At 62.2% G+C, this 25,651-nt stretch carries 24 protein-coding genes and 1 tRNA gene; 14 read left to right on the top strand and 11 right to left on the bottom strand.

Annotation, left to right across the window (positions count from 1 at the left end):
* Positions 1 to 6: 6 nt before the first annotated feature.
* Positions 7 to 660, top strand: a complete 654-nt coding sequence (locus tag X726_RS165295) for a protein-L-isoaspartate(D-aspartate) O-methyltransferase (RefSeq protein ID WP_023667683.1) — start codon at positions 7 to 9, stop codon at positions 658 to 660.
* 357 nt (positions 661 to 1,017) lie between these two features.
* Positions 1,018 to 2,517 (top strand): peptidoglycan DD-metalloendopeptidase family protein, encoded by a 1,500-nt coding sequence (locus X726_RS165300; protein ID WP_023667682.1) that lies wholly within the window; start codon positions 1,018 to 1,020, stop codon positions 2,515 to 2,517.
* 110 nt (positions 2,518 to 2,627) lie between these two features.
* On the opposite strand, the gene X726_RS165305 is transcribed toward X726_RS165300, so the two are convergent.
* Positions 2,628 to 3,503, bottom strand: coding sequence for an ATP-binding protein (locus X726_RS165305; protein WP_023667681.1), 876 nt, complete (start codon positions 3,501 to 3,503; stop codon positions 2,628 to 2,630).
* 271 nt (positions 3,504 to 3,774) lie between these two features.
* On the opposite strand from X726_RS165305, the gene yajC reads away from it, so the two are divergent.
* The 5 genes from yajC to X726_RS165330 all read left to right on the top strand — a co-directional run bounded on the left by yajC (position 3,775) and on the right by X726_RS165330 (position 9,190).
* The gene (yajC, locus tag X726_RS165310; RefSeq protein WP_023667680.1) at positions 3,775 to 4,122 is read left to right on the top strand and encodes a preprotein translocase subunit YajC; all 348 of its coding nucleotides are present in this window, start codon (positions 3,775 to 3,777) and stop codon (positions 4,120 to 4,122) included.
* A gap of 54 nt (positions 4,123 to 4,176) precedes the next feature.
* Positions 4,177 to 5,172, top strand: coding sequence for a hypothetical protein (locus X726_RS165315; RefSeq protein ID WP_023744782.1), 996 nt, complete (start codon positions 4,177 to 4,179; stop codon positions 5,170 to 5,172).
* A gap of 217 nt (positions 5,173 to 5,389) precedes the next feature.
* Positions 5,390 to 7,942 carry a protein translocase subunit SecDF gene (gene secDF / locus X726_RS165320; RefSeq protein ID WP_023667677.1) on the top strand — a complete coding sequence of 851 codons (2,553 nt, stop codon included), beginning with the start codon at positions 5,390 to 5,392 and terminating at the stop codon, positions 7,940 to 7,942.
* An 11-nt stretch (positions 7,943 to 7,953) separates the two neighbouring features.
* Complete coding sequence (locus X726_RS165325) at positions 7,954 to 8,343, top strand: Mth938-like domain-containing protein (RefSeq protein WP_023667676.1); 390 nt, start codon at positions 7,954 to 7,956, stop codon at positions 8,341 to 8,343.
* Between the two features lies 1 nt (position 8,344).
* Positions 8,345 to 9,190 (top strand): phytoene/squalene synthase family protein, encoded by an 846-nt coding sequence (locus X726_RS165330; RefSeq protein ID WP_031214505.1) that lies wholly within the window; start codon positions 8,345 to 8,347, stop codon positions 9,188 to 9,190.
* A 36-nt stretch (positions 9,191 to 9,226) separates the two neighbouring features.
* Here X726_RS165330 and trmFO read toward each other — a convergent pair whose 3' ends face one another.
* From trmFO to X726_RS1000000168385, 3 genes are all read right to left on the bottom strand, one after another.
* Positions 9,227 to 10,639 carry a methylenetetrahydrofolate--tRNA-(uracil(54)-C(5))-methyltransferase (FADH(2)-oxidizing) TrmFO gene (trmFO, locus tag X726_RS165335; RefSeq protein ID WP_023667674.1) on the bottom strand — a complete coding sequence of 471 codons (1,413 nt, stop codon included), beginning with the start codon at positions 10,637 to 10,639 and terminating at the stop codon, positions 9,227 to 9,229.
* Positions 10,640 to 11,130: 491 nt separating this feature from the next.
* Complete coding sequence (locus tag X726_RS1000000168390; protein ID WP_023667673.1) at positions 11,131 to 11,274, bottom strand: DUF1127 domain-containing protein; 144 nt, start codon at positions 11,272 to 11,274, stop codon at positions 11,131 to 11,133.
* A gap of 51 nt (positions 11,275 to 11,325) precedes the next feature.
* Positions 11,326 to 11,466, bottom strand: a complete 141-nt coding sequence (locus X726_RS1000000168385) for a DUF1127 domain-containing protein (RefSeq protein WP_006335194.1) — start codon at positions 11,464 to 11,466, stop codon at positions 11,326 to 11,328.
* Positions 11,467 to 11,701: 235 nt separating this feature from the next.
* Here X726_RS1000000168385 and X726_RS165340 point away from each other — a divergent pair, with 235 nt between their 5' ends.
* The 3 genes from X726_RS165340 to X726_RS165350 all read left to right on the top strand — a co-directional run bounded on the left by X726_RS165340 (position 11,702) and on the right by X726_RS165350 (position 14,916).
* Positions 11,702 to 12,814: a DUF2157 domain-containing protein gene (locus tag X726_RS165340; RefSeq protein WP_023667672.1), complete on the top strand. Its 1,113-nt coding sequence runs from the start codon at positions 11,702 to 11,704 to the stop codon at positions 12,812 to 12,814.
* Positions 12,811 to 13,392: a GDYXXLXY domain-containing protein gene (locus X726_RS165345; RefSeq protein WP_023667671.1), complete on the top strand. Its 582-nt coding sequence runs from the start codon at positions 12,811 to 12,813 to the stop codon at positions 13,390 to 13,392. The genes X726_RS165340 and X726_RS165345 overlap by 4 nt, the downstream gene beginning before the upstream one ends.
* 75 nt (positions 13,393 to 13,467) lie before the next feature.
* Positions 13,468 to 14,916, top strand: coding sequence for an aromatic amino acid lyase (locus X726_RS165350; protein WP_031214504.1), 1,449 nt, complete (start codon positions 13,468 to 13,470; stop codon positions 14,914 to 14,916).
* Positions 14,917 to 15,017: 101 nt separating this feature from the next.
* Here X726_RS165350 and X726_RS165355 read toward each other — a convergent pair.
* Positions 15,018 to 15,102, bottom strand: a tRNA-Leu gene (locus X726_RS165355).
* Positions 15,103 to 15,454: 352 nt separating this feature from the next.
* On the opposite strand from X726_RS165355, the gene tig reads away from it, so the two are divergent.
* The 4 genes from tig to X726_RS165375 all read left to right on the top strand — a co-directional run bounded on the left by tig (position 15,455) and on the right by X726_RS165375 (position 19,655).
* Positions 15,455 to 16,927 (top strand): trigger factor, encoded by a 1,473-nt coding sequence (gene tig, locus X726_RS165360; protein ID WP_023667669.1) that lies wholly within the window; start codon positions 15,455 to 15,457, stop codon positions 16,925 to 16,927.
* Between the two features lie 260 nt (positions 16,928 to 17,187).
* Entirely contained in the window at positions 17,188 to 17,568 is a 381-nt protein-coding gene (locus tag X726_RS165365) for a cytochrome c family protein (protein WP_023667668.1), read from the top strand.
* 153 nt (positions 17,569 to 17,721) lie between these two features.
* Positions 17,722 to 18,654 (top strand): heme o synthase, encoded by a 933-nt coding sequence (locus X726_RS165370; protein ID WP_023667667.1) that lies wholly within the window; start codon positions 17,722 to 17,724, stop codon positions 18,652 to 18,654.
* Between the two features lie 179 nt (positions 18,655 to 18,833).
* Positions 18,834 to 19,655 (top strand): DUF2189 domain-containing protein, encoded by an 822-nt coding sequence (locus X726_RS165375; protein ID WP_023667666.1) that lies wholly within the window; start codon positions 18,834 to 18,836, stop codon positions 19,653 to 19,655.
* Between the two features lie 62 nt (positions 19,656 to 19,717).
* On the opposite strand, the gene X726_RS165380 is transcribed toward X726_RS165375, so the two are convergent.
* From X726_RS165380 to X726_RS165405, 6 genes are all read right to left on the bottom strand, one after another.
* A complete protein-coding gene (locus X726_RS165380; RefSeq protein ID WP_023667665.1) occupies positions 19,718 to 20,116 on the bottom strand; it encodes a cytochrome C oxidase subunit IV family protein in 399 nt (132 codons plus the stop codon).
* Positions 20,117 to 20,125: 9 nt separating this feature from the next.
* Positions 20,126 to 20,848 carry a heme-copper oxidase subunit III family protein gene (locus X726_RS165385; RefSeq protein WP_023667664.1) on the bottom strand — a complete coding sequence of 241 codons (723 nt, stop codon included), beginning with the start codon at positions 20,846 to 20,848 and terminating at the stop codon, positions 20,126 to 20,128.
* Between the two features lie 13 nt (positions 20,849 to 20,861).
* Entirely contained in the window at positions 20,862 to 21,566 is a 705-nt protein-coding gene (locus X726_RS165390) for a cytochrome c oxidase subunit 3 (protein WP_023667663.1), read from the bottom strand.
* Entirely contained in the window at positions 21,563 to 23,332 is a 1,770-nt protein-coding gene (gene ctaD, locus X726_RS165395; RefSeq protein WP_023667662.1) for a cytochrome c oxidase subunit I, read from the bottom strand. The genes X726_RS165390 and ctaD overlap by 4 nt, the downstream gene beginning before the upstream one ends.
* A 22-nt stretch (positions 23,333 to 23,354) precedes the next feature.
* Complete coding sequence (locus X726_RS165400) at positions 23,355 to 24,239, bottom strand: cytochrome c oxidase subunit II (protein ID WP_023667661.1); 885 nt, start codon at positions 24,237 to 24,239, stop codon at positions 23,355 to 23,357.
* A gap of 228 nt (positions 24,240 to 24,467) precedes the next feature.
* A complete protein-coding gene (locus X726_RS165405) occupies positions 24,468 to 25,394 on the bottom strand; it encodes a DMT family transporter (protein ID WP_023667660.1) in 927 nt (308 codons plus the stop codon).
* Between the last annotated feature and the right edge of the window lie 257 nt (positions 25,395 to 25,651).

Genomic DNA, 25,651 nt, shown 5'->3' with positions numbered 1-25,651 from the left:
TCTGGCATGAACTTGCCGCTCGACGATCGCGAGGGTTTTGCCGCTTTCCTGCTGCGCCTGCGCGGCCAAGGCGCGGTGCCGAAGGCGTTGATCGCAGCCTTCGAGGCGACGCCGCGGCGCGGCTTCCTCAACGGCCAGTTCCATTCGATCGCCTGGTCGGACGGCATGCTGCCGATCGAATGCGGCGAGGCGATCGAGGGCGCCGATCTGCAGGCGGCGGTGATTGCGGCCTTGGCAATAGAGCCCGGCAACCGGGTGCTCGAGATCGGCACCGGCTCGGGCTACACGGCAGCGGTGATGTCGCGGCTCGCGGCTCGCATCGTCAGCGTCGACCGCTACAAGACGCTGGCCGAGCAGGCCAGGCAACGCTTCGAGGCGCTCGGCATCGGCAATGTCATCGTGCGCCAGGCCGATGGTTCCAACGGCCTTGCCAACGAAGCGCCGTTCGACCGCATCGTAGCCTGGGCGGCTTTCGACAGCCTGCCGCGCTTCCTGCTCGACCAATTGTCGAGCGGCGGCATCGTCATTGCCCCGATCGGGCCGGAGGAGGGCGAGCAGGTGCTGGCCAAGCTGACCAAGGTCGGCAGCCGCTTCGAGCGCGAGGATATCGGCACCGTGCGCCTGCAGCCGATCCTGCGCAGCGTCGCGGCGGTTATCTGAATTCTGCCTGTCACGCGCTTCGAAGGTAAGCCGAAGCCGATCGTTTCGTCATCCACGGGCGAAGCAAGGAGCGTAGCGACGCAGCGCAGACCCGAGGATCCATGCCGCGCCATCAAGGCGTAGCTACGGCGCAGAATTCTGCTCTGCTGCATTCTTCGGCCAATGTCACGGAATGGATCCCAGGGTCTCCGCGACGGCGCTTCGCGCCTGCTTCGCCCAGGGATGACGACGTTGGTGAAGGCGCCTTACAAAATGTTTTAAGAAAATTTGCGTCCGATTCTATGGGGTTAACCCGCCAGTAACATTAACGCGCTTTAATCATGACCAGTGTGTACCGGGTCTGTGCGGGTTAGTGCGATGCAATTCAGTGTTTTGAAGGCAAACGGGCGTACTCTGTCGCGGGGCTGCGCTGTCCTCATGCTAGCCGGAGTGGCGGCGGGGTGTAGCTCCCAAGTCTCGCGGTTCAATGGTGTCGACGACGTCTTCACCTCCTCGACCAACAATCAGCGCGCCATCATCGACAAGCAGAGCACTGCGCAGCCCTATCCGGGCGATGTGGCGGCCGAGCCGATCGCTGCGGCACCTGTCGATGGCAGCCATAACCAGTCGGTCAGCCGCTCCAGCCTGGAGCCAGTCACCGTCCAGCAGCTGCCGCCGCCGAGCGCGCCCAAAGCTGCTCCGATGCGCACCGCTTCCGCGCCGGCGCTTGCACCGGCACCGCATGTCGACAGAACGACTACCGGCACCGTCCAGCCGGCGAGGCCGTTCAAGAATGCCGGTGACTCCGATCCGAAACCACTTGCGGCTGGTACGCCGCATGCGACCGAGATCGTGGTCAGCGACGGCGAGACCATTTCCGGCATCGCTCATCGCTATCATGTGCCCGCCGACGTGATCATGAAGGTCAACGGCTTGAGCGCCACCAAGGGGCTGAAGACCGGTCAGAAACTGGTCATCCCGGCCTATGCCTATTCAAGCAAGGGGACAGAGCCGAAACTTGCCGACGGCAAGCCGGCAAACAGCCCCAAGGCGCCGGCGCCGGAGAAGGTCGCCGTACTGCCGCAGCAGCCGAAACTCAAGGACGGCAAGTCCGCCGCGCAGGTTGACGCTTCGGCAGCGAACAAGCCGAAGACCGACAAGCCGGCGCAGACTGCCTCGGCCGCGCCAAAAGCCGGCGCGGGCACCTACACGGTCCAGTCGGGCGACAGCCTGTCCTCCATCGCCAGGAAGACCGGCGTTGGCGTCGTGGCGCTGAAGCAGGCGAACGGCATGCAAGACGGCCTGCTCAAGATCGGCCAGACGCTGAAGGTTCCGGCAGGTGGCACCGCAACGGTCGCCAGCGCCAAGCCGGCCAAAGTTGATCCGGTGACGACCGCGACCACCCAACCGGCGGCAAAGCCGACGGAGACGCTCGCCACCTACACGCCGCCGAAGAAGGACGCCAAGGTCATCCAGCAGGCCGAGGACGACGATGCTGTTGCGCCCGATGCCACCGGCATCGGCAAGATGCGTTGGCCGGTGCGTGGCCGCGTCATCTCCAATTTTGGTGGCGGCAAGGATGGCGTCGACATCGCCGTGCCTGAGGGGACGCCGGTCAAGGCGGCCGAGAACGGCGTGGTCATCTATGCCGGCGACGGCCTCAAGGAATTCGGCAATACGGTGCTGGTGCGCCACGAAAACGGGCTGGTCACCGTCTATGGCCACGCCAGGTCGATCGAGGTGCAGCGCGGCCAGAAGGTCAAGCGCGGCCAGGAGATCGCGCTGTCGGGCATGAGCGGCACCACCGACTCGCCGAAACTGCACTTCGAAGTGCGCAAGAACTCGGCCCCGGTCGATCCCTCAGGTTATCTCGAATAGTCGGGAATAGAACAATAAACGTTTTGCAGGCCGTCTGACCTCCAGTCCGGCCCGCCGGCTCAGCCCGCTCCGCAAGGGGCGGGCTTTTTCAGTGACCTGACGGAAATCAATCAGTCGTTCAGCGGCTTGCCGAGCCGGCCGGCCAGATCCTGAGTGAATTGCCAGGCGACGCGGCCCGAGCGGCTGCCGCGTGTCGTTGCCCATTCCAGGGCGTCGGCGCGCAGCTGCTCCGGGTCGATCTTCAGTCCATGATGGGTGGCATAGCCGTTGACCATATCGAGATATTCGTCCTGCGAACATTTGTGGAAGCCGAGCCACAGGCCGAAGCGGTCGGACAGCGAAACCTTTTCCTCGACCGCCTCGGACGGGTTGATGGCGGTCGAGCGCTCATTGTCGATCATGTCGCGCGGCAACAGGTGCCGGCGGTTCGACGTGGCGTAGAAGATGACATTGGCCGGGCGGCCCTCGACGCCGCCTTCAAGGGCTGCCTTCAGCGACTTGTAGGAGGTGTCGTCATGGTCGAAGGAGAGGTCGTCGCAAAACAGGATGAAGCGAAACGGCGCCGCCTTCAGCAGGCCCATCAGCCTGGGCAGCGTGTCGATATCCTCGCGATGGATCTCGATCAGCTTGAGCGGCAGGTCGGATTTGGCCTGGGCGTTGATCTGCGCATGCACGGCCTTGACCAGCGAGGATTTGCCCATGCCGCGCGCACCCCACAACAACACATTGTTGGCGGCATGGCCGGCGGCGAAACGTTCCGTGTTTTCGACCAGAATGTCGCGCACGCGGTCGACGCCGCGGATCAGGCCGATGTCGACGCGGTTGACCTTGCGCACCGGCTCGAGATAGCCGGGGTCGGCCTGCCAGACGAAGCAATCGGCAACCGCAAGATCGGTTTGCGGCACCGGCGGCGGGGCGAGGCGGGTGACCGCCTCGATCAGGCGGTCGAGCTTTTGGTTCAGGGCCTCGATGGTGCTGTCGGTCATGTCTCGTCTTTTATGTTTCCGCACGAACGTGCGTAGGGGCCGAAATCGTCTTGATCCGGGCGAGATAGAAACTGGTTCCAAGCTTTTGTTTGGGCATGATCTTTTGCGAAAACCACGCCCGTATTCCGGGAGCATGCTCTAACACGGGTCAACCGGCCGGAAAAGCAGCTGAAAGCCCGGCCGCGCAGTTGCATTGGTAACTTTACCCACTATATTCCGGCCAAATTTGGCGAGGCCGCCCTACGGCCTTCTTCGTAACCAGGAGTTCTTGATGTTCGTCACACCGGCATACGCCCAAGCTACCGGAACTCCGCTTGGTCCGTTCGGGGATATCGGCATGATACTCCCGTTCGTTCTGATCTTCGTGATCATGTATTTCCTCATCATCCGGCCGCAGCGCGCCCAGTTGAAGAAGCGCCAGGAGATGATCTCGGCCGTGCGCCGTGGCGACACGGTCATCACCGGCGGCGGCTTCGTCGGCAAGGTGACCAAGGTGATCGACGACAATGAGCTTGAGATCGACCTTGGCGGCGGCACCAAGGTGACGGCGCTGCGCTCGACGATCGCCGATGTTCGGGTCAAGGGCGAGCCGGTGGCCAACCAGAACGCCAAGAAGTAAGCCAGTTTCCCAAGCGGAGCGATCCGCGGGCAGAGCTCTGACAAAAGACGGCGTATGGTCCATTTTTCGCGCCTGAAAATGATCCTGATCTGGCTTGCTATGGCCACAATGCTCGTCGACGCGCCCAGTCTTCACGCTGCCGGCGCGGACGTGCTGCTTCGATTGGACGCGACCGATGTGATCGATCGCCGGTTGGAGGCGACGCGTGACGAAATCAGGACGCTGCTGCGCGATGCAAGGATCGGCTATACTGGTCTTGCTAAGTCGGGTCGGGCCGTTCAGGTGCATATCACCGACGCCGCTCAGGTCGGCGCGGCCAAGATGGCATTGGAGGCGGTGACTGATCCTGTCCTTGGCAGCGCTGGTCCGGTCCAGGAAGTGATCCTGGATGATACCGGAGCAGCGTTGCTCAAGTTCACGGTAACAGACACAGGTATCAAGTATCGGATGTCGATCGCGCTTGCGCAGTCGATCGTGGTCATTAAGAATCGCCTGCGTGATCTTGGTGTAGCCGACCCAGTAGTGCGGCCAGAGGGCGAAGACGGTATGCTGGTCCGGACCTCGGGCGTTGCGGATTTGCAAAGGCTGAGGAGAATTCTCACCCGAACCGGAATGCTGACTTTTCAGTGGGTTGATGAGTCGATGCCGGTCGCTGATGCGATCAATGGCCGGACGCCCGCTGGCTCGGTGGTGGTTTATTCGAAGGACGATCCACCGGTTCCCTATCTGGTTGAGAGCCGAACGATCGTTTCCAGTGACGACATTGTCAATGCTCAGGCGACTCCCAACTCCGTCACAAATGAGCCGGCGGTTTCGTTCACCTTCGATTCCAGGGCAACGGCACGCGTTGCGCAGGCGACCTCGCAGAATGTCGGCAAGCTATTTGCGATGATCCTCGACAACCAAGTGCTTTCGGTGCCAGTCGTCCGCGAGCCAATTCTTAACGGCCGCGGCCAGATATCGGGCAACCTCACCAAGGAGAACGCCGATGATCTGGCCTTGCTTTTGCGTTCCGGACCGATGCCTGCACGATTGAAAATAGTCGAGTAGCGCACGATAGCGCCCGGCGGTGATCAGAATTAGAATGGAACCGACAGAGGCGATTGACGCCGAAACCGCTGCCGGCGGCAGCGCCAAATTGACCTCAGCGCGCTCGACAATCGGCGAAGTGCGGGTTAAGGGCGAGCCGGTGGCAAATAAGAACGCCAAGAAATAACCGAATTGTCGGCGGAACGATCCGCCAGTACGCCCTGACGGACAACGCCATATGCTGTATTTTTCGCGCCTGAAGATGATCCTGATCTGGATCGCCGTGGCCGTCACATTCATCCTTGCCGCGCCAAATCTCTTCCCGGCCAGCACATTGGCGCAATTGCCCAACTGGGTGCCGAAGCGGCAGATGACGCTTGGTCTCGATCTGCAGGGCGGTTCGCACATCCTCTTGCAGATGGACCAGAACGACCTGGTCAAGGCGCAGCTGGAAACGACGCGCGACGAGATCCGCACGCTGCTGCGCGATGCCAAGGTGGGCTATACCGGCCTTGGCGGCACCGGCAGGACCGTACAAGTGCGCATCACCGATCCAACCCAGATCGATGCCGCCAAGGCGGCGCTTAAGCCGCTGACCGATCCGGTCGCCGCCGGCCTGTTCACCGGTGGCTCCATCCAGGAAATGTCCCTGGATGATTCCGAAGCCGGGCTGCTCAAATTCACCGTCACCGACGCCGGCATCAAATACCGCACCTCAGCCGCATTGGCGCAGTCGATCGAAGTCGTCGAGCGTCGCGTCAACGAACTCGGCACCACCGAGCCGATCGTGCAGCGGCAGGGCGACGACCGTGTGCTCGTCCAGGTGCCGGGCCTGCAGGATCCGCAAAGGCTGAAGGAGATCATCGGCCAGACCGCCAAGATGACCTTCCAGATGGTCGATACCTCGATGTCGGTGCAGGATGCGCTGAACGGCCGCCCGCCGGCAGGCTCCTCGGTGCTTTATTCGCAGGACGATCCGCCGGTTCCGTATCTGGTGGAAAATCGCGTCATCGTGTCCGGCGAGGATCTTGCCAAGGCCACCGCAACTTATGATTCCCGAAACAACGAGCCAGTGGTTTCGTTCGTCTTCAACTCGCGCGGTGCGACACGGTTCGGCCAGGCGACGCAGCAGAATGTCGGCAAGCCGTTCGCCATCATCCTCGACAATCAGGTGATTTCGGCGCCGGTGATCCGCGAACCGATCCTCGGCGGCAGCGGCCAGATTTCAGGCAATTTCACCGCCGAAAGCGCCAACGACCTCGCCGTGCTGCTGCGCGCCGGTGCGTTGCCGGCAAAGCTGACCGTGATCGAAGAACGCACGGTGGGCCCGGGCCTCGGCCAGGATTCGATCCATGCCGGCAAGGTCGCCGGCATCATCGGCTCCATTCTCGTCGTCGCCTTCATGTTCGTCGCGTACGGACTTCTCGGCTTCCTCGCCAACATTGCGCTCGCCGTGCACGTGGCGATGATCGTCGGGGTCTTGTCGCTGCTTGGCGCGACGCTGACCTTGCCCGGCATTGCCGGTATCGTGCTGACCATCGGCATGGCGGTCGATTCCAACGTGCTGATCTATGAGCGCATCCGCGAGGAGCGACGGGCCGGCCGTTCGGTCATCCAGTCGATCGACACCGGCTTCACCAAGGCGTTGGCGACCATCGTGGATTCCAACGTGACGTCGCTGATTGCCACGGTCGTGCTGTTCTATCTCGGCACCGGACCGGTGAAGGGCTTCGCCATCACCTATGCCATCGGCATCCTGACCACGGTGTTCACCGCCTTCACCTTCACCCGTCTGCTGGTGTCGATCTGGCTGCGCCGTGCGCGTCCGAAGGAATTGCCGCGTGCGCCGGTGACCTTCGTTCCGGCCGGCACGAAAATCCCGTTCATGGGCATCCGCCGCTGGACGTTCGCACTGTCCAGCCTGCTGTCGATCGCGTCGGTTATCGGATTCCTGACCATCGACATCAACTACGGCATCGACTTCAAGGGCGGCTCGATCATCGAGGTGCAGTCCAAGCAAGGCGACGCCGATATTGGCGATATCAGAAGCCGGCTGTCGGAGCTCAATATCGGTGAAGTGCAGGTCCAGCAATTCGGCGCGCCGAACGACGTGCTGATCCGCGTCGGCACCCAGGATGGCGGTGAGAACGCCGAGCAGACCGTCATCGACAAGGTGCGCGGCGAGCTGCAGGACAATTACGATTTCCGCCGCGTCGAGGTGGTGGGTCCCACCGTTTCGGGCGAACTGGCCAAGCAAGGCACGATTGCGATGATCATCGCGCTGATCGGCATCCTGGTCTATGTCTGGTTCCGCTTCGAATGGCAGTTCGCGGTCGGCGCAATCGTGGCGACGGTGCACGATGTGGTGATGACGCTGGGCTTCTTCGTCATCACCGGGCTCGAGTTCAACCAGTCTTCGCTGGCGGCGATCCTGACCATTATCGGCTATTCGCTCAACGACACGATCGTCGTCTATGACCGTGTTCGAGAAGATTTGCGAAAATACAAACGAATGCCGCTCCCACAATTGTTGAACAACGCCATCAACGAGACGCTGTCGAGAACGACGCTGACTTCGGTGACGACCATCCTGGCGCTGCTGGCGCTCGTGTTGTTCGGCGGCGAGGTGATCCGCTCGTTCACCATGGCGATGCTGTTCGGCGTCGTCTTCGGCACCTATTCGTCGATCTTCATCGCAGCGCCCTTGCTGATCCTGTTCAGGCTCAGGCCGCAGGGAGCGAGCGCCGATGAGGAGAAGCCGGTTGGTGGCGGCAAGGCCATGGCGACCTGACGGCTGCGCTGGTGGCAAAAGGGATCGTCATCCGCGAGGCGCATTTCCCCGGACGGGCGCCGATCGAAGCCTACGGCAATGGCGGCTTCCGCTTCGCCGACATGTCGCATCGCGGCTCGCTTCTTTGCCTGCCCTCCGGCATCCATGGCTGGGAGCCGGCCGATCCGCTGGCCCTGACGGCGGCGGACTTTGACCTGCTGCTGGCCGAGGCCGACAAGGTCGAGATCCTGCTGGTCGGCACAGGCAAGGATTTGCGGCCCTTGCCGGCAGCACTTCGGGCGGCGCTGAAGGCGGCTGGCATTGGCTCCGACCCGATGTCGACGGGGGCAGCGGTGCGGACCTACAATGTGCTGCTTGCCGAAGACCGCGCCGTGGCCGCGGCGCTCATCGCCGTCGACTGACGTGACCGATACAGCTGACATCGTCATGGAGACGGTGCGCGCGGGCGACCATGACCGCTATGTCTGCGCACTCTATGCACCGGCCGACAAGCGCGCGGCGCTGTTTTCGCTTTACGCGTTCAATGCCGAGATCGCCTCTGTCCGCGACCGCATCCACGAGGCATTGCCGGGCGAAGTGAGGCTGCAATGGTGGCGCGATGTCATCGCTGCTGAAGCCGCAGCCACAGGCAACCCGCTCGCCGATGCGCTGAAGGCGACGATTTCTGCCCATGGCCTGCCCAAAACTGCCTTCGACAACATGCTCGAGGCCCGCATCTTCGACCTCTATGACGATCCGATGCCGTCGCGCACCGATCTCGAGGGCTATTGCGGCGAGACGGCGGCCGCGCTGATCCAGCTGGCGGCGATGGTGCTCGATCCCAATGAGGCGCCGCCCTTTGCCGAACTGGCGGGCAGGGCCGGCTGCGCCCAGGCGATGACCGGCCTGTTGCTGCTGTTGCCGCTGCATCGCCGGCGCGGGCAATGCTTCGTGCCGGCGGATATCCTTGCCGCGGTAGGCTCATCGCCGGAAGAGTTCGTCGGCGGCGACGGCGGCCCCGGCGCTCAGCGCGCGGTGGCTGCGATGATTGCATTGGCGCAGGAGCATCTCCGCGCTTTCGAGCAAGGGGCGTCCGCACTTCCGCAAACGCTGCGTCCGGCGTTCCTGCCGCTGGCGCTGACCAGCGCCTATCTCGGCAAGATGGCGAGTGGTCGTCGCTCGCCGCTTGGCGGCGCAGCCCGGCTTTCGGCTCTGCGTCGGCATTGGCTGTTGCTCAGGCGCGCAACGCGGGGATGGACAGCGAGTTGACGTAAACGTCAATCGCGTTAGGACTCTGAGACTTGGCTATTCAGCAGCTTCCGCTGTTTGCGCCGGCAGCCCTAGCCACTCCCGACAATCTGCCCGCGCGCGTGAGGTGATCGCGTGGCGCTTGGCCACCGTCTTGTCCTTGCCGCGCAGGCGTTTGCCTTCGGTCTTCGGTGCTTCCACCGGCGGGAAAAGGCCGAAATTGACGTTCATCGGCTGGAACGAGCGTTTGCCCGGCTCGTCGTCTGAGACGATGTGGCCGCCGGTGATGTGGTTGAGCAGGGCGCCGAAGGCGGTGGTGAGCGGCGGCAGGGACGGCGCGTGGCCGAGACGCTCGGCGGCGGCGAAGCGGCCGGCGAGCAGGCCGATCGCCGCGCTCTCGACATAGCCCTCGCAGCCGGTGATCTGGCCGGCAAAGCGCAGGCCGGGCCGCGACTTCAGTTGCAGCGAGGCGTCAAGCAAGGTCGGTGAGTTGATGTAGGTGTTGCGGTGCAAGCCGCCGAGACGGGCGAACTCGGCGTTTTCCAGGCCCGGAATGGTGCGGAACACGCGCACCTGCTCGGCATGCTTCAGCTTGGTCTGGAAACCGACCATGTTGTAGAGCGTGCCCAGCGCATTGTCCTGACGCAGCTGCACCACGGCATAGGCTTTTACCGTCGGATTGTGGGCATTGGTCAGCCCCATCGGCTTCATCGGCCCGTAGCGCAGCGTCTCGACGCCGCGCTCGGCCATGATTTCGATCGGCAGGCAGCCGTCGAAATAGGGCGTGCCTTCCCACTGCTTGAATTCGGTCTTCTGGCCGTCGACCAGCGCCTGTACGAAGGCGAGATACTGGTCCTTGTCCATCGGGCAATTGATGTAGTCCTTGCCGGTGCCGCCGGGCCCAACCTTGTCATAGCGCGACTGGAACCAGCAAATGTCCATGTCGATCGTGTCGAAATGGATGATCGGGGCAATCGCGTCGAAGAAGGCCAGCGCATCGGCGCCGGTTGCCTCGGCAATCGACTGGGCGAGCGACGGCGCGGTCAGCGGTCCCGTGGCGATGATCGCCTGGTCCCACTCCGCCGGCGGCAGGCCCGGCACTTCCTCGCGCTGGATGGTGATCAGCGGGTGGGCTTCGAGCTTCTTCGTCACCGCGTCGGAGAAGCCGTCGCGATCGACGGCCAGCGCGCCGCCGGCCGGCACCTGGTTGGCGTCGCCGGCGCTCATGATCAGCGAGCCGGCCAGTCGCATTTCGGCATGCAGCAGGCCGACGGCATTGTTCTCGGCATCGTCGGAGCGGAAGGAATTGGAACAGACAAGTTCGGCAAGCCCATCGGTCTTGTGCGCATCGGTGCCGCGCACCGGGCGCATCTCATGCAAAATGACGGGAACACCGGCTTGTGCTGCCTGCCAGGCGGCTTCGGAGCCGGCGAGGCCGCCGCCGACGATGTGGATAGGATTTTTGCTCATGAGCGCCGGAATAATCGCTTGGCGCGCCGTTTGCAATTGGCCGGTGCGAGCGTGGGTCATTGTCGTGCAACGACGGAGCTCGAGTTTCTTATGTCCGCGGCGACGCTTGGATGGCGGCGCAAAGCGCCTCGATCGACCGCAAGCACAGCCGCAAACCTGCCCCAAAAACAACAACACCCGCCGCGGGAGGAGGTGCGGCGGGTGTCGTTTTTGGGGCCGATCCTCGGGAGGAGGTGGGGATCGGCCGTATTCGCCATCGCCGGGGAGGAGGTCGGCTTTGACGAAATTCTTTTCGCCGGATCGAGGGAGGCGAAATCCCTGGAAGGCGAACTGCGTTCACTTTGGAGACGAACTGCGTTCGCTTTGGAAACAGCGCCCGCCGCGGGAGGAGGTGCGGCGGGCGCCGTTTTGGTGGTCAACCCTCGGGAGGAGGTGAAGGCTGACCGTATCCGTCAGGGTCGGGGAGGAGGTCGACCCTGGCGAAATTCTGGTTAGATCGTCGCCCTGCGGGCGATGATCTTGATCTCGTCGCGGACGATGCCGAGATCATGGAGCTGACGGTTCGAAAGGCGACCCAGCTCGGTAACGGTGTCGCGGTAAACGCGCCAGTTACGATAGTTGCGGATCAGGTTCATTGTCGTTCTCTTTTTCAAAACTGGTTCGGACCATTTGCGATCCGAAGAGGATTAGACCGCCTTGCGGGCGACGTAGTGGATGTCGCTGCGGCTGATGCCGAGGTCGGTCAGTTCACGGTTCGACAGGCGGCTCAGCTCGGAGACGGTGTCCCGGTAGCGGCGCCAGTTGCGGTAGTTGCGGATCAGGTTCATGGTAGTGCTCGTTTCGTCTTTCTTCGGATCATTCCGTTTGTGTACGAACAGTAAATAGGCTGGGTTATATCGATTTAAAAGTGCTGTTGGCGCATGGCAGCAATGCAAATTGTGCAATGCAACATTAACGCGCGTTCACGGCTTCGTCATGAAGAAACCCGAATCGGAAAATGACGTTGCGTCAACGATTTGAGCGGATCGGCTGTCAGAAAGACCAAGCTGGGGGAGAAGCGGCATGGCGAGTTATTCGTCACGGGCGAGGGCCGATATCGGGCGGTGGCTGCAGGCTGGCCTGATCGACGCGAAGACGGCCGATGCGCTTAAGCGCGACATCGACGCAAACGAGCGCAAATCGCTGAGCTTCGGCACTATATTGGCCATGATGGCAGCGCTGCTGTTCGGCGCCGCGATCCTGCTCTTCGTCGCCGCCAACTGGGACGCGATCCCGCGGCTGGTGCGGGTCGCGGCGCTGTTTGCCGTCATTCTCGCCGGCTATGTCGGCGGCGCGGTGTTGAAGATGCGCGACCATGCGGCGATCGGCGAGGCGCTGTGGATCGTGGCCGCCGCGGCCTTCGGCGGATCGATCGCGCTGATCGGCCAGATGTACCATCTCACGGGTGACGAAGCCTCGGCCATCGTCACCTGGGGCATCGGCACGGCATTAGCCGCGGTGGCGTTGCGCTCGAACCCGCTGACGGTCGCTGCCGTCGGCATATCCGTTGCCTGGCTGTTCGTGCGCGCGTTCGACTTTTATGACCGCCCCGTATTTCCGGATTTCTTCGTTATCATGGCGCCGGTGCTTTTTGTCGTCTCGTTGTGGACGCGCAGCCAGCCGGCACGCCACCTGATCATTCTCTCGGTCATTTTCTACATCGCGGTGCGCGGCCTGGACCAGAACACGCTCGCCCTGGCTATTCCTCTCGTCGTGGTGTCGGCGCTGCTGTTTGCGGTTTCGATCTTCGCCGCTGGGCCGGCCGACCGGATCTTGCAACTCGGCGGGCGGTTGCCTTTGCACGCCTTGATCGGCTTTCTCACCGGGCTGGCGATGATGCAGATCGAACTGGGCGATGACAACGCCTTCAGCAACGGCTTTGCCATTGCGTCGGTCATCGCACTGGCCGGCATTGCCGCGGCGATCATGCTGGGCGGGCGCGAGAGCAGGGGGCTGCGCTGGGTTGCCTATGCCGGCTTTGCCTTCGAGCTCGCCATTATCTATGTCGTGACCTTGCAGACGATGCTCGGCACGGCCGGCTTCTTCCTGGCTGCCGCAGTGCTGTTCGGCATCCTGGCTCTCGTCATCATCCGTGTGGAAAAACGCATGAAGGCCCCGGAAGGAGCGGCAGCATGATGTCGGGAAAGAAACTTGTCATCTCGGCGCTGGTCCTGGCGCTCGTCCAGATCGGCTTCCTGAGCTGGATCATCGCCGGCCGCGCGGCGATCCTGCGCAACGGCAAGGAGGTCTTGCTGAAAGTCGAGCCGGTCGATCCGCGCGATCTGCTGCGCGGCGACTATATTATCCTCGGCTATGAAATATCGCGCTTTCCGGTGAAGCTGATCGCCAACATCCCGGCCGGCCAGCTCGTGAGCGAGAACACGCCGATCGTGGTCCGGCTGAAGCCGGGTGCCGACGGCTATTGGCATGCGACCACGGCCTGGTTCGGCAAGGCTCCGACGCCGGCGACCGCCGACGAAGCCGATATTGTCGGCCAGGTCGCGCCGGGCTGGACGCTTGATCCTGAATCCACGATCGCACCGCAATACGGCATCGACCGCTTCTACCTACCTGAGGGCCAGGGCATGGCGATCCAGAACGACATGCGGGTGCGGCCATTCGGCGTGCGCATCGCGCTCGCCGCCAGTGGCCAGGCACAGATCAAGGCGCTGATGGACGGCGACAAGACATTGTTTGAGGAACCGCTCTACTAGAAGACATTACCCAGGGCATGGATTTCGGCAACGATCGATCGCTTCGCCTTCATGCAAACCAGACGGGCGAAGACAATGCCGATTACGGTGACGACGCGCGAAGATATCAATCTCGATGCCGTTTTGCGCGTCGCCTGGAGAAACGACACGGTCGAAATCGGCGACAAGGCCTTGCAACGCATTGCCGAATGCCGCGCCTCGTTCCTGAAACTCATTGAGTCCGATCCGCCGCCGGTCATCTACGGCGTCACCACCGCCATGGGCGAGCTGGCAAGCCGCAAGCTCGAACTTGACGAGCGCGACCGCCATGCGCGCATCAAGGCGTATGCCGCCGCCACATCGTTCGGTGAGCCATTGCCTGAGCGCGTCGTCAGGGCGATCGTGCTGGCACGGCTGACCAATTTCATCGAAGGCAATGCCGCCACCACGCCGCGCATCGCGCTAGCCGTTGCGGCGATGCTCGACGGTGGACCGATGCCGGTGGTGTCGTCGCAGGGGCAGGGCGGCGCCGGCGAGATCCTGGCGCTCTATCCGCTGTTTGCCGCGCTTACCGCTGGCCTGGAGCTCGAAGTGAAGGAGCGGGGCTCGCTGATCAACGGCTCGCCCTGCGCTGCCGCCCTTGTGGCGGACGCAGCACTTGCCGCACGCCGTCGCGTCGCGATGGCGCACAAGGTGTTTGCGCTGTCGATCGAAGCCTTTCGTGCGCCGCTCGAGCATTATGATGCCGCGCTCGACGGGCTGTGGGGCGACGCGCACGAAGCGGCCGCCTTGCAAGGGTTGCGGCAATACCTGGTTGGCGCCGGCGACGGCCGGCGCAACTATCAGGCGCCGGTCAGCTACCGCATCGTGCCGCGCGTGCTCGGCCATGCGCATCGGGCGCTGGCGGGCGCCGAGCAGGCGGCGACCGTGTCGCTGGCCTCGATCTCGGACAATCCGGTCTATATCCCGCCCGACGATGCGCATCCGCTGGGACGCTGCATCTCCACCGGCGGCTACCACAATGCCATGGCGACACCGGCATTGGACGATCTGGCGGCGATCTGGGCCGATCTCTGCCTGCTTTGCGACCGGCACGCCTCAAAGCTGCTGAACGGCAAGGTGTCGCTGCTGCCCGACCTGTTGATGACCGGGCGGCATTGGGCCGACAGCGATGGCCATGGCAATGTCGGCTATGTCCCGATGGCGATCACCGGCTATCTCGAACAGGCCAAGGTTGCGGCGCAGCGCACCTTCATCCCGGGAACCGAATCGGCCGGCGCCGGCCAGGACGACGTCGCCACCACCGCATTCTTCGCCTGGACCAAGGAGGCGACGGCCGGCCGCTGCCTCGACGCGGCGATGGCCATGCTGGCCATGATCGCCTCGCAGGCCCTGTACGTGACTGAACGCGCCGCGCCGCCGGCATTGCAGGGTTTTGTCGCGGATATCAGGAAGATCGTGCCGCCGGTCGACGCCGACCGGGTGCTGGGGCCGGAGCTGGCGAAATTGGCGGAGTGGTTTACCGGTCAAGTGTTTGAAGTGTAGGCCGTCGCCGCCAGTCCTCCTACGCCACGGCTTCGGAGGACACCCTTCGCTATATCAAGCTCTCAGGTGGCCTGCCACCCGAAGCTCGATAGAGTGAAGGGTGGTGCGGATGAAGGGACTCGAACCCCCACGCCTTTCGGCACTGGAACCTAAATCCAGGGCGTCTACCAGTTCCGCCACATCCGCATTTGTCGGCAATCCCATGTAGCCATCATTCTGTCAATGTCGGGGCGAAAATGTCTGCCGTTGGGGCGGTCATTCGCTGCAACGCGAAGATGGTTGAAAATTGGCCTCGCCTGTGACAAAAGGCGTGTCAAATGTGACGGGACGCGCCGATCCGCTTCTGCAGAATGTGATAAGAAGTAGGAAAAACAAGAACTTATTCACATCTTGGAACGCAGTTTGGAAGAATTTGAGCCGTAATTTCGGTCAAATCGCCAGGTTCCGTGCCAAAAGCCATTCCCGGCAAGATTGTACCGGCAGGCTGTGAACGGCAAGACGCCGTGGCAGCCTCTTTGGTGAAGATAAAGGTTTTACGATGCAGGTCACCGAAACGCTCAACTCCGGTCTCAAGCGCGAGATCAAGATCACCGTGCCGGCCGGTGATATGGAAGCCAAGCTGATGGCGCGGCTGTCCGACGCCAGGAACAAGGTCCGCATCAACGGCTTCCGTCCCGGCAAGGTGCCTGTGCAGCATTTGCGCAAGGTCTACGGCAAGTCGTTCATGGCCGAAGTGGTCAACGAGATCCTCAACGATTCGACCCGTTCGATCATCACGGGGCGCGGCGAAAAGGCCGCCATGCAGCCTGAAGTGATCATGACGGAAGACGAGAAGGAGGCCGAGAAGATCCTGGCCGGCGGCGCCGACTTCGAATTCCGCCTCAACTACGAGGTCATCCCGGCGATCGAGATCAAGGATTTCTCCGACATCAAGGTGACGCGCCAGGTATTCGAAGTGCCGGACAGCGAGATCGACGAACAGGTCCAGCGCGTTGCCGAATCGGCGCGAAGCTTCGAGCCGAAGACCGGCAAGGCCGCCGAAGGCGACCGCGTTTCGATCGACTATGTCGGCAAGATCGACGGCGAGGCCTTTTCCGGCGGCGCCGGCACCGACCAGCCGCTGGTTCTGGGGTCCAAGGAATTCATTCCGGGCTTCGAGGACCAACTGATCGGCGCCAAGGCCGGCGACGAGAAGCAGGTCACCGTCACTTTCCCGGAAAACTACCAGGCAGCGCATCTGGCCGGCAAGGAAGCCACCTTCGACGTCACCGTCAAGGAAGTGTCCAAGCCCGGCGCGCTGGAAATCAACGACGAGATGGCCAAGAATCTCGGCCTGGAATCGCTGGAGCGCCTGCGCGACGTGGTGCGCGGCCAGATCGAGAACCAGTTCGGTTCGATGACCCGCCAGAAGGTCAAGCGCCAGCTGCTCGACCAGCTTGACGCGGCCTATTCGTTCGAGGCGCCGTCGAAGCTCGTCGATGCCGAGTTCAACAACATCTGGACCCAGGTCAACCGCGATCTCGAAGCCGCCGGCCGTACCTTCGCCGACGAGGAGACGACGGAAGAAGAGGCACGCGCCGAATATCTGCGGCTTGCCGAGCGCCGCGTGCGTCTCGGCCTGGTTTTGGCCGAGATCGGCGAGAAGGCCGGCGTCACCGTTTCCGACGAGGAACTGCAGCGCGGCCTGTTCGAGCAGGTGCGCCGCTACCCGGCCAACCAGCAGCAGGAAGCCTTCGAGTTCTATCGCAGCAATCCGGAAGCCCTGAACACGCTGCGCGCGCCGATGTTCGAGGAGAAGGTCGTCGACCATCTGCTCAGCCAGATCTCGGTCACCGACGTCAAGGTCAGCAAGGAAGAGCTGATGGCTGACGACGAAGAGGATACAGCCAAGGCCAAGCCGGCGAAGAAGGCCGCTGCCAAGAAGGCCGACAAGGCTGAAAAGGCCGACGACGCGGAAGAGCCGAAGAAGAAGGCAGCCCCGAAGAAGAAGGCCGCCAAGGACGCCGAATAAGCGCCTGACGACAAGATCAGAAAAGGCCGCCCTCGAGGCGGCCTTTTTCGTTGTGGCGGATGTGCCTTGAGCCACCGCAGCCCACCTGAACCTTTGTACGGTCGACCTGTTCTACCTACCGGCCAGATTCTGTGGTACACAAGTGCCGCAATTCCATCTGGGGAGGAGCGGAGAATCTATTCTGCCGTGCAGGGCGCATGCTGGTGCTACCGGCATGTGCAGACCGTCTCAGGCAAATTTGACGATCAGGGAGGAATGCCATGCGCTTGGTTGCGTTTTTCGCCGTCGTTTCCGTTGCAACTTTCATCGCCAATCCATCGCGGGCACAGGACGCCGCGGCGGGCGAGAAGGTCTTCACCAAATGCAAGGTCTGCCACGTCGCAGACCAAGATACCAACAAGATAGGCCCTTCGTTGCATGGCGTTATCGGCCGGACGGCCGGCACGCATCCGGATTTCAAATATTCCGAAGCCATGATCGCGGCCGGCACATCCGGCGTCAAATGGGATGAACCGACACTGACGACGTATCTTCACGACCCCAAGGCAATGGTCAAAGGGACGAAGATGGCGTTTCCCGGTCTCAAGAAGGACGAGGACGTCGCCAACGTCATCGCCTATCTGAAGCAATTTTCCCCGTAACCTGGCTCGTCGGCCGGCCAGAGCGTTTCACCGTCTCACGGAAACGGCGATCCGCTCGATCTCTTTGTTCTTACGCAATTCCGGACGGAAAACCGCATACGCTCTTTCTGGAATTGCTCTAGGCTGCCCGGTTTCCATCGATGGTCGTCTCAAATGTCGGTCAAGGAAAGCCTTAAGGATACCGGCGTCCGCCTCTCGGAAGCGACGGCCAGTGATTTCTTTGCGCTCTTGAAGCCTCGGGTCATGGCCCTTGCCGTCTTTACCGCCTTCGTCGGTCTGATGGTGGCGCCCGGCGCGATGAACCCGGTCATCGCCGTGATCGCCATAGGTGCGATTGCGGTTGGAGCGGGAGCGGCCGGCGCGCTCAACATGTGGTACGACGCCGACATCGACGCGCTGATGTCGCGCACGTCAAAGCGGCCGGTTCCGTCGGGCCGCGTCACGGCGGGCGAAGCCCTCGGCTTCGGCCTGGTGCTTTCCGCACTTTCGGTCATGACGCTCGGCGTGCTGGTGGGCTGGCTTGCCGCGTCACTGCTGGCCTTCACCATCTTTTTCTACGTCGTCATCTATACGATGTGGCTGAAGCGCTCGACGCCGCAGAACATCGTCATCGGCGGCGCGGCGGGTGCGCTTCCTCCGATGATCGGCTGGGCAGCGGCCACCGGCGCCATCGGCATTGAAAGCCTGATCCTGTTCCTGATCATTTTCCTGTGGACGCCGCCGCATTTCTGGGCGCTCGCACTGTTCAAGGCCGGCGACTATGCCGCTGCCGGCATCCCGATGATGCCGAACGTGGCCGGCCAGGCCTCGACCAGAAGGCAGATCTTCGCCTATTCACTGCTCCTGGCACCAATCGGCGTGCTGCCCTGGGCGTTCGGATTCACGAGCGGGGTCTATGGGATTGTTTCGGCTGCATTGGGCTCGGGTTTCATCTGGCATGCCTGGAACGCCCTGGTCGTCCTCGACAAGGAGATGAAGCCGGCCAAGGCGCTGTTTGCCTATTCGATCTTCTATCTTTTCGCGATCTTTGCCGTGCTGCTTGCCGATACCATCGCGATACGCGCGTTCATGTCAGCCGGAGGGTGACGGCATGACGCTGTGTTCGGAAACCTCGCCTTCCGGGAGCCTTTTGTAAGAACGGGCGACAAGCTCCAGTCAATGGAGTATATTGATTGCGGTGCAGGTCGCGGTTCGCGTGGCCAGTCATGCAGAACGGCAGCACCGTGAAACCGCGACCTTGCCGGACCTGATCTGGAGGAACGGGCATGACAAGTTTTCACGTGATTGCAGGCGCCAGCGAAACGCTGGAACACACCAAAATCCGAAAAATCAGCGTTTCCGATCTATTCGATGCGCTCAAGCGCGGTGTTGACGATTTTATGGTCAAACCGTCGCACATCGTCTTTCTCTGCCTGATCTATCCGCTTGTCGGCGTGGTGCTCGCTGCCTGGACTTCGGGCGCCAATGCGTTGCCGATGTTGTTTCCGCTGGTGTCCGGCTTTGCGCTGATAGGTCCATTCGCGGCGATCGGCCTCTATGAGATCAGCCGCAGACGAGAAGCCGGGCTCGACACCTCCTGGACGCACGCTTTCGAGGTCAGGAATTCTCCGGCCCTGCCAGCCATCGCCGCAGTCGGGATCATGCTGGTTGCAATCTTCATCGCCTGGCTTTTGGCGGCGCAGGTGTTCTACGAATATCTCTTCGGCCCGGCTCCGCCTGTATCGATTTCGGGCTTCATCAATGAAATATTTGCCACCGGACGCGGCTGGTCTCTGATTGTCCTGGGGCACGCCATCGGCTTCGTCTTCGCCGCGGTGGTGTTGTGCACGACGGTTGTCGCCTTCCCATTGCTGCTCGACCGCGACGTCGGCGCCTACGAAGCCATCCACACATCGGTGCGAGCGGTGCTGGCGAACCCGATCCCCATGGCTGTCTGGGGACTGATTGTCGCCGTCGCCCTGATCATAGGCTCGCTGCCGGTGTTTGCCGGGCTGGCGGTCGTGCTGCCGATCCTGGGTCACGCCACCTGGCATGTCTACCGCAAGGTTGTGGAGCCGCCATCGTCCCCGACGCGGGTCGGCCTCTGACCCTGCAGATCAGCTGATGGGAAGCTTCATCTCCGGTCTTTGACCGGAGATGAAGCTGTGCGTCAGGGCCCCGGTCCGAAGAAGGACAACCGGGTGAGAAGCGTGTAGTCCGCTTCGAAGAGCATCATCGCCACGAACACCAATATCAGAAGCGGCGGCAGGATGATCGCATAGGTCAGGGCCAGCCGCTCCCAGGCCATGTGCATGAACACGGCGACGATCAGCCCGGCCTTGAGGATCATGAAGATCAGGATCAGAGACCATCTGAGATAGCCGTGGATGCCGAGATAATCGACCATGTAGGAGCAGGCGCTGAGGATGAACAGCCATGCCCAGACCACCAGATAGAGCTTGATCGGATGTTCCTGATGAACCTCCGCGACGCCGGTCGATGGCCCTTCATGCGCATGATCAGAGTGCAGCGCGTGTTGCCCGAGGCCGTTTGCGGTTGCTTCAGCCATGTCAGCCTCTCACCAAAGATAGAAGAATGCGAAAATGAACACCCAGACCAGGTCGACGAAATGCCAGTAGAGCCCCATGATTTCGACGTTCTCGTAGCGACCCCTGCGGCTGGTGAAGAAGCCGGGACGACCGACGTCGTAGTCTCCACGCCAGACCTTTCGCGCCACGATGATGAGGAAGATCACCCCGATCGTCACATGCGTGCCGTGGAAGCCGGTGATCATGAAGAAAGTCGAGCCGAATTGTGCCGCGCCCCAGGGATTGCCCCACGGCCGTACCCCTTCGGTAATCAGCTTGGTCCATTCGAAGGCTTGCATGCCGACGAAGGTGGCTCCTAGCGCTGCCGTCAGAAGCATGAGGATTGCGGTTTTGCGGCGGTCGCGGCGATAGCCGAAATTGACCGCCATGGCCATCGTTCCGCTGCTCGATATCAGCACGAAGGTCATGATGGCAATCAGGATCAGTGGAATGTCCGAACCGCCGATGCGAAGCGCAAAGACCTCGCTCGGATTGGGCCACGGCACACGTGTGGAGACGCGCGCGGTCATGTAGGAGAGCAGGAAGCAGCCGAAGATGAAGGTGTCGCTGAGCAGGAAGATCCACATCATGGCCTTGCCCCAAGACACGTTCTTGAACGCGCGCTGATCCGAGGACCAATCGGCGGCGATGCCTTGCCAGCCTGCGGGCCGCGTCTCCGTTTGGCCGGTATGCGTCAGTGTCGTTTCTGCCATGCTCCTCGACCTCCTAGGTCAGCAACTGCCGGCAAATATCGATGAACGTCGCGGCCCAGCCGGCTAAAAGAGCGAAGATGGCGAGCCAGACGAAAAGCAGGAAATGCCAGTACATGGCGCATAATTCGACGCTGAGGCGAAGCCGTTCCGGCCGTGCCCCGTTCCAGGCGCCGGCGGTTGTCCTGCCCAGGCCCACCAGCCCTCCCACTATATGCAGGCCGTGCATCCCGGTTATCAGGTAGAAAAAACTGTTGGCCGGATTGGAGGCCAGAAAATAGCCATCGGCGGTCAGGTCCCGCCATGCCATGAGCTGCCCGATGAGGAAGGCGATCGCGGTGAGCCCAGCCGCGGCAAGGCCGAGCCTGACCGTGTCCATCCGGCGCTTGCGCGCCGCGATCGAGGCGCATTGCAGCGCAACGCTGCTCAGCACCAGCATGCCGGTGTTGAGCCAGAGCAGGCGTGGGATGGGCAGCGGCTGCCAGTCCGACAGCGCCATACGCATGAAGTAGGCGCTGGTGAACAGCGCAAACAGGCAGCCGACGACGGCGAGGAAGACACCGAGGCCGATCTTGGCGGTGGGCAGGCTCGATCGGTCGAAGGCGACAAAATCTCCTGCCACACCTTGCTCGAGCCATGGTTTCGCCATCAGCCGCTGATGCGAGAGCCACCAGCCGGCAAAACCGGCGATCACGAGCAGGAAGACCAGGATGACGCTCATGCCGGCTCCCTGGAGGGGCCGAACGTGCCCGGCATGTTTTGCGGAATGAAGTCCTCCTTCGCGCCCGGCACGCTGTAGTCATAGGCCCATCGATAGACGATCGGCAGATCCTTGCCGAAATTGCCATGCGCCGGTGGCGTCTGCGGTGTTTGCCATTCGAGTGTCGTGGCTCGCCATGGATTGCCACCGGCCTGGCGCCCATGGCGGATGCTCCAGATAAGATTGAACAGGAACACGATCTGGGCGAAGCCGACGATGAACGCCATGATGCTGATGAACGAGTTGAGGTGATGCGCCGACTCCGTCATGACCGTCACGTCGGTCAGTTCGGCATAGCGCCGCGGCACGCCCATCAGGCCGATGTAATGCATGGGAAAGAAGATCAGGTAGGCGCCGAGGAAAGTGACCCAGAAATGGAACCGGCCGAGCGTCTCGTTCAGCATCCGGCCGGTGACCTTCGGGTACCAGTGGTAGATCGCGCCGAAGATGACGACGATCGGAGCAACACCCATGACCATATGGAAGTGAGCGACGACGAACATCGTGTCCGACAGCGGGACGTCGACGACGACGTTGCCGAGAAACAGCCCGGTCAACCCGCCATTGACGAAGGTGACGATGAAAGCCATGGCAAACAGCATCGGTATGGTGAGATGGATGTCGCCCCGCCACAGCGTCAGGACCCAATTGTAGACCTTGATCGCCGTCGGGATGGCGATGATCAGTGTCGTGGTGGCGAAGAAGAAGCCGAAATAGGGGTGCATGCCGCTGACATACATGTGGTGCGCCCAGACCACGAAGCTCAGCGCGCCGATGCCAACGATGGCCCAGACCATCATCCGGTAGCCAAAAATGTTCTTGCGCGCATGCGTGCTGATCAGATCGGAGACGATGCCGAAGGCCGGCAGCGCCACGATGTAGACTTCCGGGTGGCCGAAGAACCAGAACAGATGCTGGAACAGGATCGGGCTGCCGCCATTGTGCTGTAGCTGTTCCCCCATCTCGACGACCGCGGGCATGAAAAAGGAGGTTCCAAGCGCGCGGTCAAGCAGCATCATCACGCAGGCGACGAACAGCGCCGGAAAGGCGAGCAGCGCCATGACGGTGGCGGTGAAGATGCCCCAGACGGTCAGCGGCAGGCGCATCATCGTCATGCCGCGCGTGCGGGCCTGCAGCACCGTCACGACATAGTTCAGACCGCCCATGGTGAAGCCGATGATGAACAGGATCAGCGAGACGAGCATCAGGATGATGCCCCATTCCTGGCCGCCAGGTGTACCGGTCATGATGGCTTGCGGCGGATAGAGCGTCCACCCGGCGCCGGTCGGTCCGCCGGGCGCAAAGAAGCTCGACACCAGCACCAGCACGGCAAGGAGGTAGATCCAGTAGCTCAGCATGTTGACATAGGGAAAGACCATGTCGCGGGCGCCGACCATCAGCGGGATCAGGTAGTTGCCGAAGCCGCCGAGGAAGAGTGCCGTGAGCAGGTAGATCACCATGATCATGCCGTGCATGGTGATGAACTGGTAGTAGGCCTCGGGGGTGATGAAATCGAACGTGCCGGGGAAGCCGAGCTGCAGCCGCATCAGCCAGGACAGCACCAGCGCGACCAGGCCGATGGCCGTTGCGGTCGCCGAATACTGGATGGCGATGACCTTGGCGTCCTGCGAGAAGACATACTTCGTCCACCAGCTGTGCGGATGGTAAAGCTCCATTTCCGCGACTTCGGCGGGCGGGACGGCATCTGCAGGCGTGATATCGACCATAGGCGGAGCACCTCCGTGCCCTTCAGCGGGACCCGACAGTTTCGAGTTTTGCCGCAACTTCTAGAGCTGACGCCGTCGCGTTGCCCGGCGCCTGTTCCACCGAGCCCGTCTGCTGCGGCGCCGACAACTGCGCGAACGTCTGCTGCTGGTCGAGCCAGGCCACATAGTCCTGCTCGGTATCGACCATGACGATGCCATGCATCATCGGGTGCCCCTGGCCGCACAGTTCGGCGCACAGAACCTGGAAGGTCCCGGTCTTGGTGGGGGTGAACCAGAAATAGGTGACCGAGCCCGGTATCATGTCCATCTTGGCGCGGAATTCCGGAACGTAGAAATCGTGCAACACATCGATCGAGCGCAGCAGCATCTTGACCGGCTTGCCGACCGGCAGATGCAGGTCGGCCGCTTCGACCACGACGTCGTCCTGGCCGCTGGGATCCTTGGCGATCACGCCCAGCGGATTTTCAGCGGTGACGTCGCGGGTGTCGGATGTGCCGAGTTTGCCGTCCTTGCCGGGCAAGCGGAAGCTCCACTGCCATTGCTGGCCGACGACTTCGACCACGGTTGCGTCGCTTGGAACGTTGACGAACCGGCTCCAGACAAACAGGCCGGGAACCAGCATGGCGGTAACACCCACTCCGGTGACGATCGTCAGCCACCATTCGAGCCGCTTGTTCTCCGGTTCGTAGGCCGCCTGGTTGCCTTCGCGGTGACGGAAGCGGAAAACGCAATAGGCCATGAATAGGACGACTGCGGCGAAGACGACGCCGGTAATCCAAAAGGTGATGATGATGGTGTTGTCGATATAGTCCCAATTCGAGGCAATCGGAGTCCACCACCATGGGCTCAGGAAGTGGAACAACACCGAGCCCACGACGATCAAAACGAGTACAACCACTATGGGCATGTCCCGTTCCTCCCGGTATTTCAGGGGGCGCGAAGCCGTCCCGGGAAAATACCAAGTGCATCATGCGTGATTTGCGATCGAAATTCTAGAGCCGGTTGTGGAAGGAGCGAAAAATTGCTTCTGCGGCGCCCGGACCTTGCTTCGTTGGTGACGCCGGAGCGACACCTGACCCCCCAAATCAGGGAGGGCAGGGGCTGGCTTGATTCGGCTTGCCTTGTTCCAGCGGGATCAAAGCGCCTTGATGATGATGCAGCCGGCCAAAAGCAGCACGACGCCGGCGAGCCGCATGCCGGAGACAAGCCGCTGCGGCAGGCGGAACCAGCCGAAGGTGTCGACGAAGATGCCGGCGACCTGCTGGCCGGCCACCGTCAGGCTGACGGCAGCTGCCGCTCCGATGACGGGGATGGCGGTGAACACGGTCGTGACATAGGTGGCGCCGGCAAAACCTCCGAGCCAGCCCCACCAGGGCATCGACGACAGGCCGGCGAGGCGAGGGCGGGGCGTCTTCGTCAGGGCAAGCGCGATCAGAAGCACCGCGGCCATGGCCAGCATCGCCACCAGGAACGAGATGGTGCCGACCGCAAACGGCGCGCCGCCAAGGTCGTGCCGAAGCAAGGCGTTTACAGCGCCTTGCACCGGAAGCACGGCGCCTGCCAGCAGCGCCAGTCCGATCCACCCTGGTCTTGAGGATGCGGTATTGTCGGCCGCGCCCTTCTGTCCCAGAACGATGAGGGCAGCCCCGGCAAGCAAGACGAGCATGCCGAAGGCAGGCCCGGCTCGCAGTCCGGCTTCGGGGATCCCGAGCCAGCCGAACGTGTCGAGGGCGAAGGATGCAAGCATCTGCCCAGCGATGAAGAGCCCGACGGACACGACGGCGCCAAGGCGAGGGAACAGAAGAATGGTCGAAACAACGTAGAAGGCCGAAGCCATGCCGCCGATCGCATGCCACCATTCGGCTTGCCGAACGGCAAGCAGAGCCGGTGTCGTTCCGGTGAGGGCCGTGATCGACAACAGCACGATGGCGCCGACCGCGAGCTGAAGCGTGGTCGCGGCAAAGGGTGAGCCGACCGCCTTTGAAAGTTGGGCATTGGCGCCGGCTTGCACCGCAAGCAGGCCACCGGCGACAAGCGCCAGAGGGACGAAGAGGATTTCCACGATCGTATTCCTTGAATGCGGGGTGCGGCGGCTAGGGCATGATCCCAAAAAGTGGGTGCCGGTTTTTGGAAAAGATCATGCTCCAACAAAGGGTTAGATCATGATGAGATTTCAACCAAATCTCATCATGATCTANCGCAACCCGATCCTCGGTCGCGCCATGCACGCCCAAGAACAACGCTTTCTCGATGAAGGTGGATTTGCGGGTTAGAGCATGATTCCAAAAAGCGGGTCCGGTTTTTGGAAAAGATCATGCT

The sequence above is a fragment of the Mesorhizobium sp. LSJC285A00 genome (assembly GCF_000503155.1).
Lineage (GTDB): Bacteria > Pseudomonadota > Alphaproteobacteria > Rhizobiales > Rhizobiaceae > Mesorhizobium.
This window is presented reverse-complemented; position numbering and strand designations above follow the sequence as displayed.